The organism is Halomonas sp. E19 (assembly GCF_052439355.1).
Taxonomy (GTDB): domain Bacteria; phylum Pseudomonadota; class Gammaproteobacteria; order Pseudomonadales; family Halomonadaceae; genus Halomonas.
Window position 1 is genome coordinate 3,141,780 of sequence record NZ_JBNFWU010000001.1, and the last position, 15,631, is coordinate 3,157,410.

A 15,631-nucleotide genomic window follows, 5' to 3' on the forward strand; every position below is an offset into this window, starting at 1 on the left:
GTTCCACGGCATGTTCACCACCCATTGGGCAGAACCCTCATGGACGTAAAACGACTCCTTTTACTGATTCCTCTGGCCGTGCTGGCGTACCTGCTCGTTGTCCAGTGGAACCAGGACTACGGCCAGGTCGCCCCTGAGCCGGAAGCTCCCGCCTTCACTACGCCGGCCCCCGGCGAAGAGACTGTCGTTCCCGGCGACGAGGGCCTCACAGTGCCCGCTGCGCCGCGCGCCGAAGGCGACCTTGGCGAAGAGATCGCCGCCGACCCGGCCCGCGCCACGGCCACGCGCGACCTGGTCGCCGTCGTCACCGACGTGCTGGACGTGCGCATCGACCCGCAGGGTGGCGACATCATCTACGCGGCGCTGCCACAGCACCGCATGACGCTCGACTCCGACCGCCCCTACGTCCTGCTGTCGGACAACGAGACGCGCAGCTACGTGGCACGCTCCGGGCTGCAGCTCGACGGCCATTCGGGCCGCATCGCCTTCACGCCCGCCAATACCAGCTACCGCTTGACCGACGGGGACAGCCGACTTGAGGTCGATCTGACCGCCGAAATCGATGGCGTCGACGTCATCAAGCGCTTCACCTTCCACCGCGGTAGCTATGCGGTCGACGTAAGCTACTACCTGGCCAACAACACCGACGAGCCGGTGACCGCCCGCTTCATCGGCCAGCTGGCCCGCGACAACAGCCCCGATCCCTCCAGCGGCGTGGCCATGGGCATGAGCTCCTACCTGGGGGCCGCCTACTCCTCGCCGGACGAACGCTACCAAAAGGTCGGTTTCGACGACATCCAGCGTGGTCGCTTCAACAACCGTGACGTTCAGGGGGCTGGGTCGCCATCATCCAGCACTACTTCGTCTCGGCCTGGGCCCCGCCCCAGAACCAGCAGAACCTGCAATATGCCACCACCGACTCGCGCAACCGCAACGTGGCCGCCTTCGCCGGCCCGGTGACCACGGTGGCCGCAGACGGTGAAGCGCGCCTGGGCGCCACGCTCTACATGGGTCCCAAGGTCCAGAGTTATCTCGAGGAAGTGGCGCCCCACCTACGCCTCACGGTCGACTTCGGCTGGCTATGGTTCATCGCCAACCCGCTGTTCTGGCTGCTCGACCAGATTCACAGCCTGATCGGTAACTGGGGCTGGTCCATCGTCTTCCTGACCATCCTGGTCAAGCTGGCCATGTGGCCGCTCTCCGCCAAGGCCTATAAGTCGATGGCCCGTATGCGCAAGCTGGGGCCGGAGATGCAGCGCCTCAAGGAACAGTACGGCGACGACCGCCAAAAGATGTCCCAGGAGATGATGAAGTTCTACCAGAAGGAGAAGATCAATCCTCTGGGCGGCTGCCTGCCGATCCTGGTGCAGATGCCGGTCTTCATCGCCCTGTACTGGATGCTGCTGGAGTCGGTGGAGCTGCGTCACGCACCGTTCATGTTCTGGATCCAGGATCTCTCGATGAAGGATCCGTTCTTCATCCTGCCGATCCTGATGGGCGTGTCGATGTACGTGCAGCAGCTGCTCAACCCGACGCCTCCCGACCCCATGCAGGCGAAGATCATGAAGATGCTGCCAATCATCTTCACCTTCTTCTTCCTGTGGTTCCCGGCCGGCCTGGTCATCTACTGGGTGGTCAACAACATCATCTCGATCGCGCAGCAGTACGTGATCACCCGCAAGATCGAGAACGACCCCAGCGTCGGCAAGGCCCTGAAGACGAAGAAGTAAGCGTCTCGCGGCACAGCGCCAGACCCTGCCCAGGCAGGGTCTGGCGTTTCAGGGCCGCGAAACGGAGAATGCCTGCGTCGGCCCCTTCTCTCACGGTGAGCTCCCATGTCCCAGCGTCTCTATTCCGAGGACACCATCGCGGCACTGGCCACCCCGCCCGGTCGCGGCGGCGTCGGCATCGTGCGCGTCTCCGGCCCGCTGTGCGCGAGCATCGCCGAGGCCATGGTAGGGCGCTGCCCTGCACCTCGATACGCCCACTACGGCCCTTTCCATGGCGCCGACACGCTGATCGACGAGGGCATCGCGCTGTTCTTCGCCGGCCCCCAGTCGTTCACCGGCGAAGACGTGCTGGAGCTGCAGGGCCACGGCGGCCCGGTGATCATGGACCTGTTGCTGGAACGCTGCGTTCAGCTAGGCGCTCGCCTGGCCCGCCCGGGCGAGTTCTCGGAACGCGCCTTCCTCAACGACAAGCTCGACCTGGCCCAGGCCGAAGCCATCGCCGATCTGATCGACGCCAGTTCGCGCCAGGCCGCCGAGAATGCCTTGCGCTCGCTGCAGGGTGAGTTCTCCCGCCAGGTCGATGCCCTGGTTCAACGACTGATCGAACTGCGGATCTATGTGGAAGCAGCGATCGACTTTCCCGAAGAGGAGATCGATTTCCTCGCCGACGGCAAGGTCGCCGAGCAACTACAGGGTGTGAAGGACGAACTGGCCCGGGTGCGCGACGAAGCCGGCCAGGGCGCGCTGATGCGCGAAGGGATGAACGTGGTGATCGCCGGGCGGCCCAACGCAGGCAAATCGAGCCTGCTCAACGCCCTGACCCAGCAGGAAACCGCCATCGTCACCGATATCGCCGGTACCACGCGGGACGTGCTGCGCGAGCACATTCACCTGGATGGCATGCCGCTGCATATCATCGACACCGCCGGGCTGCGCGACACCCCGGACGCCGTGGAGCAGATCGGCGTGGCCCGCGCCTGGGCCGAGATCGAGCAGGCCGATCGCGTGCTGCTGCTGGTGGACGCCGCCACCACCGAGGCCACCGACCCGATGGCGATCTGGCCCGAATTCGTCGAGCGGCTGCCCGACCCGTCACGCCTGACCCTGGTGCGCAACAAGATCGACGCCAGCCAGGAGCCTGCCGGATTCGACCCGGCGGGTGGCGCCACGCCGGTGGTACGACTGTCGGCCAAGACCGGCGCGGGCATCGAGAGCCTTAAGGGGCACCTCAAGACGATCATGGGGCTTGGCGCGACGGAAGGCCGATTCTCGGCGCGCCGGCGCCATCTCGACGCCCTGGATCGGGCGCAGCGAGCGCTCACCAACGGCGAGGAGCAGCTATCGGGCTACGGGGCCGGCGAACTGCTGGCCGAGGACCTGCGCGACGCCCAGCAGGCGCTGGCCGAGATCACCGGGGAGTTCAGCGCCGACGACCTGCTGGGCGAGATCTTCGGCAGCTTCTGCATCGGCAAGTAAGGCGGTCGCCCTACTCCTCCACCCACCAGCCGGCAGCGTGGCGGCTGGCTTCGCCGAGCAGCGGTGCGATGCGCTGCATGGCGTCGGTGAGCTGTTCGGCCAGCCCCAGGGCGGATTGATCACCAGCATGCCACTGCCGTACATGCCGCGCTCCTCGCCAGCCGGGTGCAGGCTCAGCTCGCTGCGCCAGATCTTGCGCAGCCCGCCGTCGCGCAGCGCCTCCAGCAGCGCCAGGTGACGCGCGGCCGGCAGCAGCGGATACCACACCAAGACAACACCATGGCGCACCTTGCGCATCGCCTGGATCACCGTCTCGGCCACCTCGTCGTATTCCGTCTTGCGCTCGTAGCTCGGGTCGATCAGCACGCATAGCCGCGGGGTCGCCACCGGCAGGTTCGCCAGCAGCCCCTTCAACCCATCGCCATGGATGCGCCGGGCATGGGCAGCCACGCCCGCCTGGCGGGCCAGGTGATCATGCTCGCCAGGATGCAGTTCGTAAAGCCACAGCCGGTCCTGCTCGCGCAGCGCCTGGCCCAACCACCAGGGCGACCCCGGATAGCAGGCCAGCGTCTTCGTTTTGCCCTGCGCGCTTTCCAACGCCTGCAGCCAGGCGCCAAGCAGCGTTTCATCGCGCAGCACCGCCCGTTCGTTCCACAGCGGCAGCACGCCCTGGCGATACTCGCCCAAGCGCTGGGTCTCGCTGGCCTGCAGCGGGTAGAGGCCGCGTCCCGCATGGGTATCGACGAAGGTGATGGGCGACGCCTTGCGCTGCAGGTGGCGCAGCACCGCCAGCAGGGTGAGATGCTTGTGCACATCGGCAAAGTTGCCGGCGTGGTAGGCATGCTGGTAGGAGAGCATGAATGGCAACCTCTCGCCGCCGGAGGGCCTCCGGCAAGCTTGGCATGGCCTGTACGCCGAAGCGCCCGCTGACAGCGTCAGCGGGCCTTTCGACGAAACGGGCAGGCGATTACTGGAACTGCGACTCGATCGGCGACAGCGTGATCTCGACGCGACGGTTCTGGGCGCGGCCCTCTTCCGTGGCGTTGCTGGCCACCGGCTGGCTCATGCCGTAACCGGTCATGTAGAGGCGCTGCCGGGCCACGCCCGACTGGGCCAGGTAGTTGCCCACCGCCTGCGCGCGACGCTCGGAAAGGCGCTGGTTGTAGTCGGCGCTGCCGGTGCTGTCGGTGTGCCCGGCAATGTTCACCCGGGTATCGGTGTACTGGGTGAGCACCGCCGCCACGTCGTTGAGCGCGTTGCGGGCGTTCATGGTCAGCTCGCTGGAGTCGAAGCCGAAGGTCACGCCGCTGGGCATGTTGAGCACGATATCGTCGCCGCGGCGGTCGACGTCGACCCCGGTACCGCGCATGCTCTCGCGCAGCTGCTCTTCCTGGCGATCCATGTAGGCGCCGATACCGGCACCGGCGGCCGCACCCACGGCGGCTCCGATCAGCGCACGATCGCGACGGCTGGTGCTGCCACTGCCGGACAGCGCACCGGCGGCCGCACCGACCGCGGCACCCACGCCGGCACCCGTCATGGTGCTGGAACGCTGGGTCTGGCCGGAATAGGGGTCGGTGGTGGCACAGCCCACCAGCAGCAGTGCAGCGGCAACCGGCACGAGGAGGCGATGGGTCTTGGACATGAAGTCTCTCCGAAAACTCAGGGTAACGAGGTCAAGGGGTATCGGGCTGATGGTCAACGAGAGCCAGCAGTTCGTTCAAGAATAATAGACCTTGGGGGGTCGGCTGAAGTCGTTCGTCATCTTCCATGAGAAGTCCTTTTTACGCGCCTCGCCGAGGCGGCTCTCAAGCGCCATCCAGGCCTGGCCGGTATGCGACGACCAGGCCGAGGCCGGCACGCCGTCGACCAGCCGCAGCGCGTTCATGCAGAACTCCAGCGGCAGCTCTGCCGCTTCGATCGCCCGGCTGCCGGCGATGAACCCTTGGGAGTCGTTGCGCCGGCGCAGATAGGCCTGGGGCTGCCGGCTCTTCCAGCGCCGCTCGATCTGCCAATCGCCCGCCGTATTCCGCCGGCTGAGCTTGCCATGGGCGCCGGCACCGATACCCAGGTAGTCGCCGAACTGCCAGTAATTGAGGTTGTGACGCGAGCGCCGGCCGGCCCTGGCGTAGGCGGAGATCTCGTAGCGCCGCAGACCGGCGGCCTCCAGGTAGGCGTGGCCCTGGTCCTGGATGTCCCACAGCAACTCTTCCTCGGGCAGGACGGGCGGGCTGGTGAAGAAGGCGGTGTTGGGCTCCAGCGTAAGCTGGTACCAGGAGAGATGTTCCGGCTCGAGCGACAGGGCGCGCTCGAGGTCGGCCAGCGCCATGGCCGGGGTCTGCTCGGGCAGGCCGTGCATCAGGTCGAGGTTGATGTTGTCGAAGCCGGCCTGGCGCGCTTCACGCATGGCCGTCACGGCGTCCTCGCCTGAATGGATACGCCCAAGCGCGGCAAGCTGGCCATCGTGGAAGCTCTGCACGCCGAGGGAAAGACGATTGATGCCCGCGCGGCGGTAGCCTTGGAAACGGCCGCGCTCAAGCGTGCCGGGGTTGGCTTCCAGGGTGATCTCGATATCGGCTGCCAAGGGCAAGCGCCGGGCGACCGCCGCCAGCAGCTCGAAATAGAACTCGGCCGACATCAGGCTGGGGGTACCGCCACCGATGAACACGCTTGCCAGCGGGCGGCCCTCGCACAGCGGCAGGTCGGCCTCAAGGTCCTGGATCAGCGCCTCGAGATACTCCGCCTCGGGCAGCGCATCGCTACGACCGACCGCGTGTGAATTGAAGTCGCAGTAGGGGCATTTGCGCACGCACCAGGGCACGTGCACATAGAGCGATAGCGGCGGCAAGCTTGCTGTCACAGGTAGCCCGGCGATGCGCGCAGTGCTGCCATCAGCTCGCGCAAGGCGCGACCACGGTGGCTCAAGCGGTTCTTGTCTTCGGCGCTCAGCTCGGCAACGCTCCTGCCCTGCTCCGGCAGCCAGAACAGCGCATCATAGCCGAAGCCGCCTTCACCACGCGGCGCCTCGAGCAGTTGGCCGTCCCAGCGCTGCTGAACGATGAGCGGCACCGGGTCCTCGGCATGGCGCAACAGCACCAGCACGCACCAGTAGCGCCCCGTGCGCTGCGCTGTCGGCACCGCGGCCAGGGCATCGAGCAGTTTCTGGTTGTTGCGCGCATCGCTCTTGGGCTCGCCGGCATAGCGAGCCGAGTAGATGCCCGGCTGGCCGTCCAGCGCATCGACTTCCAGCCCCGAATCGTCAGCCAGCGCCGGCAGGCCGCTGACGCGACTCGCCTCGCGCGCCTTGAGCAGCGCATTTTCGACGAAGGTGAGCCCTGTTTCTTCGACGTCGTGCACCCCGAAGTCCGACTGCGGACGCACCTTGAGCCCAAGCCCGCCCAGCAGTTGGGCAAACTCGCGAAGCTTTCCCGGGTTACCGCTGGCAAGCACCAGTTCGTCTTGGAGGGCACGGCAGTTCCTTAAGGCTGAGGCATGACGACATGCATGGTACACGAGCACGCAGGCCAGCTGAACTGCCGCCAATAGGGGCAACCGCAGCCCGTTTGGGCTTAGGCTCCCGTCATGCGCATCGCTCAGGAGCGAGGGTTGTTGCGAACGCTAATGTAACCTATCTTAACAAGGATTTTCCGAAACAGTGTTTTTGCAGCCGGAGCCACTGGAAACGTAGCGTACGTCAGGCACCTCCGCTGCCGCTCAGCCGTAGGGTTGGCCTTAAGACAGCCGGGAATGACGCCAACCAGGCACCCATCGTGAAGCGAAAAAGGAATGCATCGAGATGGAAGACAAGGCCAAACTACTGGTGGTGGGCTCTCTCGGCAGTCACCCGCCAGGCTTCATTGATGACATGAAAGCCAGGGGGTGGGCGGTGGATGCGGTAAGCGACTCGCCCCAGACCCTTCCTCTCTCCTTTGAGGAATACGCTGCCGGCCTGTACTGCCTGAACCCGGCCGACCTTCCCGAACAAAAGGCGCTGGAGCAGCTGGTATTGCGCTCCGACCTGCCGTGGATGGCCCTGGTCGACGGCGACCTCCCCGCCGATGCCGGCCTGCAGGCGGTCATGGCGAACCTGTTCATCGCCTTTCAGCAAGCCCCTTTCCAGCTCGAACAGATCGACTGCCTCATGACGCATGCCGTCGCCATGCGGCGCCTACACACCACGGCACTGCCCCAGGCACGCGCACACCAGGCCGAGACGCTGGGGCTGCTGTGCGCCTCTCCCGCCATGGGCAAGATGCTCGACAGCCTTCCACGCGTGGCCGCCATCGCTGCGCCCGTCTACCTGAGCGGCGAGATTGGCACCGGCAAGGCGCGCGTGGCGCGGGCCATCCATGCATGTTCACCACGGGCAACGGCGCCGCTTCATCGCGGTAAGCTGCGCCACCTTGCCTGTCGGCTGGTTGCGCGGCGAAAGCAATACTGCCGCTTCGGGGCCTACCGCCAGCCACGACCAGCCGGCCAAGCCCCTGGCCCAGGCTGCAGGGGGCACGCTCTTTCTCGATGAAGTCAGCGAGCTCTCGGCGCAAGCACAGCACGACCTGCTGCACCTGATCGAGCGCGGCGCCCTGCCGGATCCTGAAACAGGGCGACTCGTCCCCTTCGATGTGCGAGTGATCGCCTCGACCCATGCCGACCTGGAAGTGGCCATGGAAGCGGGCCACTTTCGCCCCGACCTCTACCACCGCTTACGGGTACTCGAAGTGGAAGTACCGCCCTTGAGGGAACGGCAGGAGGATATCGAGCCACTGGCCCACGCCATCTTCCGCGACTATGCACAGGAGAAATCGCCCTGCGTCAGGGGCTTCAGCCAGGAGGCGCTGGTGCTCATGAAGCGGTATGCCTGGCCGGGTAACCTGCGCGAACTGGTCAACCGGGTGCGCCGCGCCATGGTCATGTGCGAGCAGCGACTGATAAAGCCGGCCGATCTTGGCCTGGAAAGACGCAGCTCGAACCGCCACATCATCACGCTGGAAGAGGCACGCAACGTGGCGGAAAGAGAGGTACTGCTGAATGCCCTCAACCGCAGCCAGTACAAGATAAAGAAAGCGGCCGACGAACTCGGGGTCTCGCGTGTGACCCTCTACCGGCTGATGGAGAAGCACGCCTTGGACCGCAGGGGTGAGCCAGAGCCGGGCGCGTCGCCTTGAGCCGGCGACGGCCGCGGACATGCAAGCAGCGTCCGACCCAGGCGGTGAAGGCCCATGGGAACGCGATCTTGCCTGCCGTGCGCTGTTCGAAGTGTGACGCTCTCATACTGCTGGCGCTTTGTAACGTTTCAAATGTGAATGTAACTAATCAGAAACAAAAAATCGAAACGGCCAATACCAGGGCGTTCATAACCGTCTGATGCGACGAATTCAGAAGAATGAGAAAGCTGGAAGAAAGCAAGTGCAAACCAAATGATACATTGCTTATAAGGGTTGATAAAAACGCTCACCCTTGTATGATCACATTGGAACCGCGGTTTACAGGGATCATGGAAATAATTTAACCATCTGATAAAAATGGATTTTATAGAAAACTGTGCAGCTTTAATAAACTCATGAGGTGGCTTGGCCCTATCATGAAAAAACCTATTAGAAAAGTCATTTAATTTAATCGAGACTCAATGAGTCTGCTTACGTATCATTACATAAACAAGAGCGAATATGGGGAAGGAGGTCTAGTATGGGTATCATGGAAGGACAGATTCTGCTCGTTACCGATATCAACCCGCAGTCGAAATTCTTTATCGAACACTTACAGGAAAAGATCGAACACAAGATCGTTGCGGTGTCCGAAGAGGAATCCAGCCTCATCGATCACGACAACGCCACGCTGATCATTCTCGATCTGGACCACGTTAGTGAAAGCAACATGCAGAAGTGGCAGGCCCTGGCGGAAGAGAAGGAAGCGCTCAGCCTCGCGGCCTTCAATGTGCGTGGCGAAGACCATGCCGTCGAGCTTCTCTCGGCGCTCAACCTGCAGGGTATCTTCTACCGCGACGACAGCATCGACCTGATTTGCAAGGGGATCCAGGCGCTGCAGAAGGACAACCTGTGGATGTCGCGCTCACTCATGTCGCGCATGATCGAGCTGCTGCGCCGCCAGCAGATGAACTCCTACCGCCCGGCCTGCGGGCTGACGCAGCGCGAGATGGAGATCATCGGTTTGCTCGGCACCGGCTCGACGAATTCAGAAATCGCCGAAAAGCTGTTCGTCAGCGAGCATACGGTCAAGTCACACCTCTACAACATCTTCCGCAAGATCAAGGTGCACAACCGGTTGCAGGCCATGAACTGGGCCCGACGTAACCTGTTCAGCGTGCCGGTGAGCTTCAAGCGCGAAAACCGGCACGACGAGAAACGCATGGCCTGAACGGCCCGGAGGGGCCGTTCAGCACAGGCGTCACACCGTAAACACACGCTGCTGTATTAGCGCCGCCAGGGTATCGGTGGCATTCGCGGCCGTGGTGTCGATATGCACCAGGTGCTGGCGCTCTTCGTCGTCGAAGGGTTCGAACAGCCGCTGCTGAAGGCGCAACACCTCCAGGCTGGTGGTTTCATCCACCTCCTGTTGGCGTGCACGCTTGATGATACGCGCCTCGAGGGTGGCATCGTCCGCTTCGAAGCTGACGATCAGCACCGGCAACCCACGCGCTTCACCTTGCTGGCGCAGCAGCCGCCGCTGGGCCCGCGTCAGACAGGTCGCATCGACACAGGTGGCAATGCCGGCATTTAGCAGCACGCCCGAGAGCGCCGCCAGGCGATGGTAGGTGCGCTCGGTGGCTTGCTCGGAAAAGATATCCACAGGAGGATTGGGCACGACCTCCTGTGGATCGATTCCATACAGGCGCCGCCGCTCGGCGTCCGAACTGAGGCGTACCGCTCCCAGCCGCTCGACCACCTCGGCCATGAAACGGCTCTTGCCGCTGCCCGACACGCCGACGCCGATAATCAAGGGAGGGAAGCGGAACTCGGAAACCCGCTCGGCCAGATCAAGGTACTGGCGGCTCTCGGTCAGCATCTCAGCCAAGTGAAAGGCCTGGGTTTCGGCACCCGTATCCCACCGCTGCAACGCCCGGCGCGCGCCACTCAGCGAGCGACAGACGGCGAACACCGAAATCAGCCGCGTCAGTGCGTAATCGCCGGTCAGGCACAGGTAGCGATCCAGTGCATAGTGCGCCAGGCGGGTCTCGCCGCGCACGTAGAGCCCCACCAGCAGCGAGACGATGTCGAAGCCTCGGTCCAGGCGGCGGGTCGCCATTGGATCCGACGGGTCGAGATCCAGCGCATTGACCATCACCAGACGCTGCTGATCACACAGCGACATGAGCGGGCGGCCGGCGACCCAGCTGAACCGCGGTTCGCTGCGCTCGGCAAAGTAGGGCGCCAGTCTCGCCAGTTCCTGCTCCAGCCATACCTTCAACCGCGCGAGCCGTGTGGCATCCTCTTCGCCGCTCAGCCGGCGTTCCAGGGTAGCGAATTCGTCAGCGACCAGGGCACGCGTCGCCGTCAGCGAGCCCGAGGCGCCGGCATAGGGCAGGTCATCGACCAGCGCAAGGTGCGATGCCACCAGCGAATCGATCAGCTCATCCAGGCTGAGCGTATCGGTAGAGTCGCAGTCGGGTTTCGCTGGTCGTTCACTCATGGTCGCTCCTTGCCTGTGCGTGACTTCGTCTACATGGCCGCGAAGGCCTTCTCGGCGGCATCCAGGGTCAGCTGGATGTCCTCCGGCGTATGGGCGCTGGACATGAACCCCGCCTCGTAGGCCGATGGCGCCAGGTAGACGCCTTCCTCAAGCATGGCGGCGAAGAAGCGACGAAACGCCTCGGCATCACAGGCCGTTGCCTGGGCGAAGTTGTCGACCCGCGTCTGCCCGGTGAAGAACAGCCCGAACATGCCGCCGACCCGCTGGGTGATCATGTCGATCCCGGCCGCATCGGCGCGCTCCTGCAGCCCATGACAGAGGGTGTCCACCCGCTGGGCCAGGGCGTTATGGAAGCCGGGTTCGCGCAGCTTGGTCAGCAGGGCGATACCGGCCGCCATGGCCAGCGGGTTACCCGACAGGGTGCCCGCCTGGTACACCGGCCCCAGCGGCGAGATATGCGCCATGATCTCGCGCTTGCCGCCAAAGGCGCCTACCGGCATGCCGCCACCGACGATCTTGCCCAGACAGGTCAGGTCGGGCTCGATGCCGAAGTGCGCCTGGGCACCGCCCATGGCGACCCGGAAGCCCGTCATCACCTCATCAAAGATCAGCACACTGCCATGCTCTGTGCAAACCTGACGCAGGGTTTCCAGGAAACCGGGCTGCGGCGGGATACAGTTCATGTTGCCGGCCACCGGCTCGACGATGATGCAGGCGATCTCGCCGCCCATCTCCTCGAAGCAGGCTTCGACGGCATCGAGATCGTTGTAGGGCAGCGTCAGGGTATGGGCGGCAAGCGATGCCGGCACGCCCGGGGAGCTCGGCTCGCCGTGGGTCAGCGCACCCGAACCGGCCTTGACCAGCAGCGAGTCGGAGTGGCCGTGGTAGTTACCTTCGAACTTGACGATCTTGTCACGTCCGGTGAAGCCGCGTGCCAGGCGAATCGCCGACATGGTGGCCTCGGTGCCGGAATTGACCATGCGGACCATCTCGATGGAGGGGATCATCTCGCAGATTAGGTCGGCCATGGTGGTCTCGATGGCCGTCGGCGTGCCGAAGGAGAGCCCGTTGTCCAGCCGGCGACGCACGGCATCCAGTACGTCCGGGTCAGCATGGCCGGTGATCATCGGCCCCCACGAGCCGACGTAGTCGACGTAGCGCTTGCCTTCGACATCGAACAGATAGGCACCCTGGGCACGCTCAATGAACACCGGCGGTCGATGCAGCCCCTTGAAGGCGCGAACCGGGGAGTTGACGCCTCCGGGAATATGCCGGCAGGCCTGTTCGAAGAGCGTTGCGGATGTGGTCATGGAAACCTCGTGGCTGGGTCGAAAATCGCACTCCAAAACGGAGCGGCCTGACGGCTTCAGGCTGTGGATATTTTCTTGGATAACTTCTTGGATAACCTTGTCACTGTCGGTGGAGAAGCGGTGAACTTGCCCACAGCTTGGCGTTTCCATCGACGCTGGCGACATTCTCTGAGCTTGCACCTCGCATGGCCAGCGCCGCAAGGCGGTAGTCGGCGATGTCTTGCCTTCGATCAAGCCGCCCGGGGCGCAAGGCCACGCCGGGGCAACGCCTGGTCGCGGCCGGGCTGCCAGCCTGCCTCCAGTGCCTGCCAGGTGAAGGCCTGGGCCTGTGCGCAGGCCTCGGACAAGGACTCTCCCGCCGCCAGGCGGGCGGCCAGCGCCGCGGCCAGCGTACAGCCCGAGCCGTGGTAGCTGCCCGGCAGCCGCGGCCAGCGCCAGCGACGCACCTCGCCCTGCCCATAAAGCGCATGCTCGACGCTCTCGGCGGGCACCTCGCTGCCGGGCGTGTCGGTGCCGGTCACCAGCACCCCACCGCACCCCTGCTCGAGCAGGACCGCCGCCCGAGCCGAATCGTCGCCTCCTGCAACGCCGGCAAGGCGCATCAATTCCTGGCGATTGGGCGTGAGAATATCCACAAGCGGCAGCAGGCGGCGGCGAAACGCCTCGAGCAGCGCGGCTGTGGATAACTCTCTTCCCCCGGCCTTGAGCACCGGGTCGACGACCACCGGCACGCCGGGGAAGGCGCCGATGATCTCGGCCACCGCCTCCAGCGTCTCGGGGTGCGTGAGCAGCCCCACCTTGATGGCGGTGACGGGAAAGTCATTCAGCGCGGCGGCCATCTCGCGTATCAGCTCGGGAGTGACCGCCTGCACGCGCTGCACGTCGCGGCAGTTCTGCACCGTCAGCGCGGTCGGCACCGTCAACGCCCAGCCACCGCAGGCGGCAATCGCCTCACTGTCGGCAACCAGCCCCGCCCCGCCTGTCGGGTCATGGCCGGCCAGTACCAGCACCACCGGCGGGTGGTTCGAAGCGCCAGCGTCCAGCGCCATGTCAGAAGGGCTTCAGCACCGCCAGCACCACGATCGCCAGCAGGGCAATGACCGGCAGCTCGTTGAACCAGCGGAAGAACACATGACTCTTGGTGCAGCGCCCCTGGGCGAACTGCTTCAGGTAGATCAGGCAGACATGGTGGTAGGCCACCAGCACCACCACCAGCAGAAGCTTGACATGCATCCAGCCCATGCCGAGCCAATGCGGCATCAGGTAGAGCAGGCCGAAGCCGAGGCCGAGCACCGCCACCATGGAGGGCGTCATGATGCCCCGATAGAGCTTGCGCTCCATGACCAGAAAGTGGTCGATCGCCTGCTGCTCGCCCTTGTCACGCGCCATGGCGTGGTAGACGAACAGGCGCGGCAGGTAGAACAGCGCGGCGAACCAGGTCACCACGGCCACGATATGCAGAGCCTTGAGCCACAGGTACATGTGCTCTCCCAAGCAGCGAAAAAGGAAACAGGCAGCAGACAAAGGTACACCGCCGTCTGGAGAAAGGGCGGCGATCACCTCACTTCAACGACCTCACTTCAACGACCTCACTTCAACGACCTCACTTCAACGACCTCACTTCAACGACCTCACTTCAACGACCTCACTTCAACGACCTCACTTCAACGACCTCACTTCAATGAATAGTACCGTTCGATGGCACCGCGGGTGATGATACCCGAAATTCGCTTCGTCTTCGGGTGGCGCCCCTGCTCCACGTAGAGGGCATCGACCGCACGCTCCTCGATTTGCTCGAAGGCCTCGGAGAGCGTTGCCTGGAGGTGGATCGGCGCCATCTCCAGACGCTGACCCGGTATTTCGAGCAGATCGATCAAGCCCTCCTGCTGTTGCGCCTCCGCCAGCTCGCTCTCGTCCATCAGCGCCCGTGCCAGGTCGGCTGCCTTCAGCGCCAGCGTAGGCTTGTCATCCGTCGAGCGCAGGATCAGGATCCAGGTCGGCTTGGCATTGAGCAAGCGCAGCGCACGCTCGCGCGTCACCATGCGCGGCGTGGTGACCAGGCTGCGCTCCATCACGGCCGGCACAGAGACGCGTGACAGCGCCTGCATCAGTGGCTGCTGCAGGGGTGCAGTCCATGCCGGGTGACGCTGATGAAAAAGCCCTCGCAGCGGCACAGCTGCCTTGCCGTCAGGCCGGAGACCACCACGGCCAGCATGCCGGGCAGGATGATGTTGGGGTTGTGGGTGAGCTCCAGCAGCGCCATTAGTGCCGCGAGCGGCGCCTGCAGCACCGCGCCCATCATGGCCGCCATACCCAGCATGGCGTAGAAGCCGGTCTCGCCGGCCAGCTGCGGCGACACCCAGGCCGCCACGAGCCCGGCCAGGGCGCCGGCCGCCGCCCCCACCACCAGCATGGGCCCGATGATGCCGATGGGAATGCCGCTGGCCACGGTAAGCGCGGTCAGCAGCAGCTTGGCAACCACCAGCACCAGCAGCACGTCCATGCTCAGCGAATCGGTCAGCGACGCTGCCAGGCTGTCATAGCCGATCCCCTGCACCTGCGGGTACCACCAGGCCACCATGCCGGTGGCCAGCGCCACCAGCGCCAGACGCAGCCACACGGGCAGGCCGGCGATGCGCTCGCTTCGCGCCACATGGATGAAAAGCCCCGCCAGCAGGCCGATGAACAGTGCCGTCACCACGATCCAGGGCAGGTTCCACAGCGAACCGAGGCTCACGCTCGGCACCTGGAAGGCCGGCTCGGAGCCGTAGACCAGCATGGCCACCAGCGCGCCCATGGTGGACGCCAGGATCACCGGCATGAAGCCCGCAATGGTGTACTCCATCATCACCACTTCCATGGCAAAGATGACCCCGGCAATGGGCGTGTTGAACGAGGCCGAGATACCTGCCGCCGTGCCGCACGCCACCAGCACGCGCAGGCTATTGTGGGGTAGCCGGAGACGCTGTCCCATGCCGCTGGCCGCAGCGGCCCCCAGGTGGATCGCGGGTCCCTCGCGGCCGGCGGAGAGCCCACCGAGCACCGACACCGCCCCGACCCACCATTGATTGAGCCAGTTGCGCAGCGGAAAGCGCCCCTGGTGGTAGGTCAGGCGCTCGATCACATGGCCCACGCCCAGCTTGCGCGCCGCCGCCGGCTGGCGCCACAGGCCCACGCCGATGACCAGCACCGCCAGCAGGGGCAGCGCAGCGCGTACCCAGGGAGGCAGCCCCTCGAAGGCCTCATGGTTCCCATTCGGCATGTAGCCCAGGGCGGCGAGATCGAGCAGCAGGCGAAACCCGACCATCAGCGCCCCGGTCAGGATGCCCGACACCACGCCCAGCACGCAGAGCTGGGGCAGCGCATCGACATTGGCCAGCTGACGACGAAAGCCTTCCAGGCTGAAGTCAAGGCGGGGTGGCTGTGGCACGTGGCGTCCTGTACGGCGGTGGCGGTTGGCTGGGTGGT

At 64.8% G+C, this 15,631-nt stretch carries 10 protein-coding genes and 4 pseudogenes; 5 read left to right on the top strand and 9 right to left on the bottom strand.

The features are described 5' to 3' along the window. Positions 1-39 precede the first annotated feature (39 nt). Both yidC and mnmE read left to right on the top strand, forming a co-directional pair. A pseudogene (gene yidC, locus ACUDAL_RS16435) lies at positions 40-1,730 on the top strand (membrane protein insertase YidC). Between the two features lie 105 nt (positions 1,731-1,835). Beyond that, positions 1,836-3,206 carry a tRNA uridine-5-carboxymethylaminomethyl(34) synthesis GTPase MnmE gene (gene mnmE, locus ACUDAL_RS16440; RefSeq protein ID WP_444678880.1) on the top strand — a complete coding sequence of 457 codons (1,371 nt, stop codon included), beginning with the start codon at positions 1,836-1,838 and terminating at the stop codon, positions 3,204-3,206. 10 nt (positions 3,207-3,216) lie between these two features. Here mnmE and ACUDAL_RS16445 read toward each other — a convergent pair. The 4 genes and pseudogenes from ACUDAL_RS16445 to rdgB form a co-directional block, all read right to left on the bottom strand. After that, positions 3,217-4,064, bottom strand: a pseudogene (locus ACUDAL_RS16445) (23S rRNA (adenine(2030)-N(6))-methyltransferase RlmJ). A 109-nt stretch (positions 4,065-4,173) separates the two neighbouring features. After that, the gene (locus ACUDAL_RS16450) at positions 4,174-4,851 is read right to left on the bottom strand and encodes an OmpA family protein (protein ID WP_444678881.1); all 678 of its coding nucleotides are present in this window, start codon (positions 4,849-4,851) and stop codon (positions 4,174-4,176) included. Positions 4,852-4,882: 31 nt separating this feature from the next. Continuing rightward, positions 4,883-6,066: pseudogene (gene hemW, locus ACUDAL_RS16455) on the bottom strand (radical SAM family heme chaperone HemW). Continuing rightward, positions 6,063-6,656 carry an RdgB/HAM1 family non-canonical purine NTP pyrophosphatase gene (gene rdgB, locus ACUDAL_RS16460; RefSeq protein WP_444678882.1) on the bottom strand — a complete coding sequence of 198 codons (594 nt, stop codon included), beginning with the start codon at positions 6,654-6,656 and terminating at the stop codon, positions 6,063-6,065. The pseudogene hemW and the gene rdgB overlap by 4 nt, the downstream one beginning before the upstream one ends. A 346-nt stretch (positions 6,657-7,002) precedes the next feature. On the opposite strand from rdgB, the gene ACUDAL_RS16465 reads away from it, so the two are divergent. The 3 genes from ACUDAL_RS16465 to ACUDAL_RS16475 all read left to right on the top strand — a co-directional run bounded on the left by ACUDAL_RS16465 (position 7,003) and on the right by ACUDAL_RS16475 (position 9,581). Next, positions 7,003-7,728, top strand: a complete 726-nt coding sequence (locus ACUDAL_RS16465; RefSeq protein WP_444678883.1) for a sigma 54-interacting transcriptional regulator — start codon at positions 7,003-7,005, stop codon at positions 7,726-7,728. Next, positions 7,625-8,371, top strand: a complete 747-nt coding sequence (locus ACUDAL_RS16470; RefSeq protein WP_444678884.1) for a sigma 54-interacting transcriptional regulator — start codon at positions 7,625-7,627, stop codon at positions 8,369-8,371. The genes ACUDAL_RS16465 and ACUDAL_RS16470 overlap by 104 nt, the downstream gene beginning before the upstream one ends. Positions 8,372-8,891: 520 nt before the next feature. Beyond that, complete coding sequence (locus ACUDAL_RS16475; RefSeq protein ID WP_444678885.1) at positions 8,892-9,581, top strand: LuxR C-terminal-related transcriptional regulator; 690 nt, start codon at positions 8,892-8,894, stop codon at positions 9,579-9,581. Between the two features lie 30 nt (positions 9,582-9,611). Here the strand turns inward: ACUDAL_RS16475 and ACUDAL_RS16480 are convergent, their stop codons facing one another. The 5 genes and pseudogenes from ACUDAL_RS16480 to ACUDAL_RS16500 all read right to left on the bottom strand — a co-directional run bounded on the left by ACUDAL_RS16480 (position 9,612) and on the right by ACUDAL_RS16500 (position 15,593). Continuing rightward, complete coding sequence (locus ACUDAL_RS16480; protein WP_444678886.1) at positions 9,612-10,853, bottom strand: AAA family ATPase; 1,242 nt, start codon at positions 10,851-10,853, stop codon at positions 9,612-9,614. 29 nt (positions 10,854-10,882) lie between these two features. Then, positions 10,883-12,163, bottom strand: coding sequence for a glutamate-1-semialdehyde 2,1-aminomutase (hemL, locus tag ACUDAL_RS16485; RefSeq protein WP_444678887.1), 1,281 nt, complete (start codon positions 12,161-12,163; stop codon positions 10,883-10,885). Between the two features lie 230 nt (positions 12,164-12,393). Next, positions 12,394-13,212, bottom strand: coding sequence for a bifunctional hydroxymethylpyrimidine kinase/phosphomethylpyrimidine kinase (thiD, locus tag ACUDAL_RS16490; protein ID WP_444678888.1), 819 nt, complete (start codon positions 13,210-13,212; stop codon positions 12,394-12,396). 1 nt (position 13,213) lies between these two features. Then, the gene (gene hemJ, locus ACUDAL_RS16495; RefSeq protein WP_444678889.1) at positions 13,214-13,645 is read right to left on the bottom strand and encodes a protoporphyrinogen oxidase HemJ; all 432 of its coding nucleotides are present in this window, start codon (positions 13,643-13,645) and stop codon (positions 13,214-13,216) included. 191 nt (positions 13,646-13,836) lie between these two features. Then, positions 13,837-15,593 (bottom strand): annotated as a pseudogene (locus tag ACUDAL_RS16500) (chloride channel protein). Positions 15,594-15,631: the final 38 nt, after the last annotated feature.

What these genes read in the sequence shown, in the direction of transcription:
- mnmE (WP_444678880.1), top strand. Translation starts at nt 1,836, where the DNA reads ATGTCCCAGCGTCTCTATTCCGAGGACACCATCGCGGCACTGGCCACC.
- ACUDAL_RS16450 (WP_444678881.1), bottom strand. Translation starts at nt 4,851, where the DNA reads ATGTCCAAGACCCATCGCCTCCTCGTGCCGGTTGCCGCTGCACTGCTG.
- ACUDAL_RS16465 (WP_444678883.1), top strand. Translation starts at nt 7,003, where the DNA reads ATGGAAGACAAGGCCAAACTACTGGTGGTGGGCTCTCTCGGCAGTCAC.
- ACUDAL_RS16475 (WP_444678885.1), top strand. Translation starts at nt 8,892, where the DNA reads ATGGGTATCATGGAAGGACAGATTCTGCTCGTTACCGATATCAACCCG.
- ACUDAL_RS16480 (WP_444678886.1), bottom strand. Translation starts at nt 10,853, where the DNA reads ATGAGTGAACGACCAGCGAAACCCGACTGCGACTCTACCGATACGCTC.
- hemL (WP_444678887.1), bottom strand. Translation starts at nt 12,163, where the DNA reads ATGACCACATCCGCAACGCTCTTCGAACAGGCCTGCCGGCATATTCCC.
- thiD (WP_444678888.1), bottom strand. Translation starts at nt 13,212, where the DNA reads ATGGCGCTGGACGCTGGCGCTTCGAACCACCCGCCGGTGGTGCTGGTA.
- hemJ (WP_444678889.1), bottom strand. Translation starts at nt 13,645, where the DNA reads ATGTACCTGTGGCTCAAGGCTCTGCATATCGTGGCCGTGGTGACCTGG.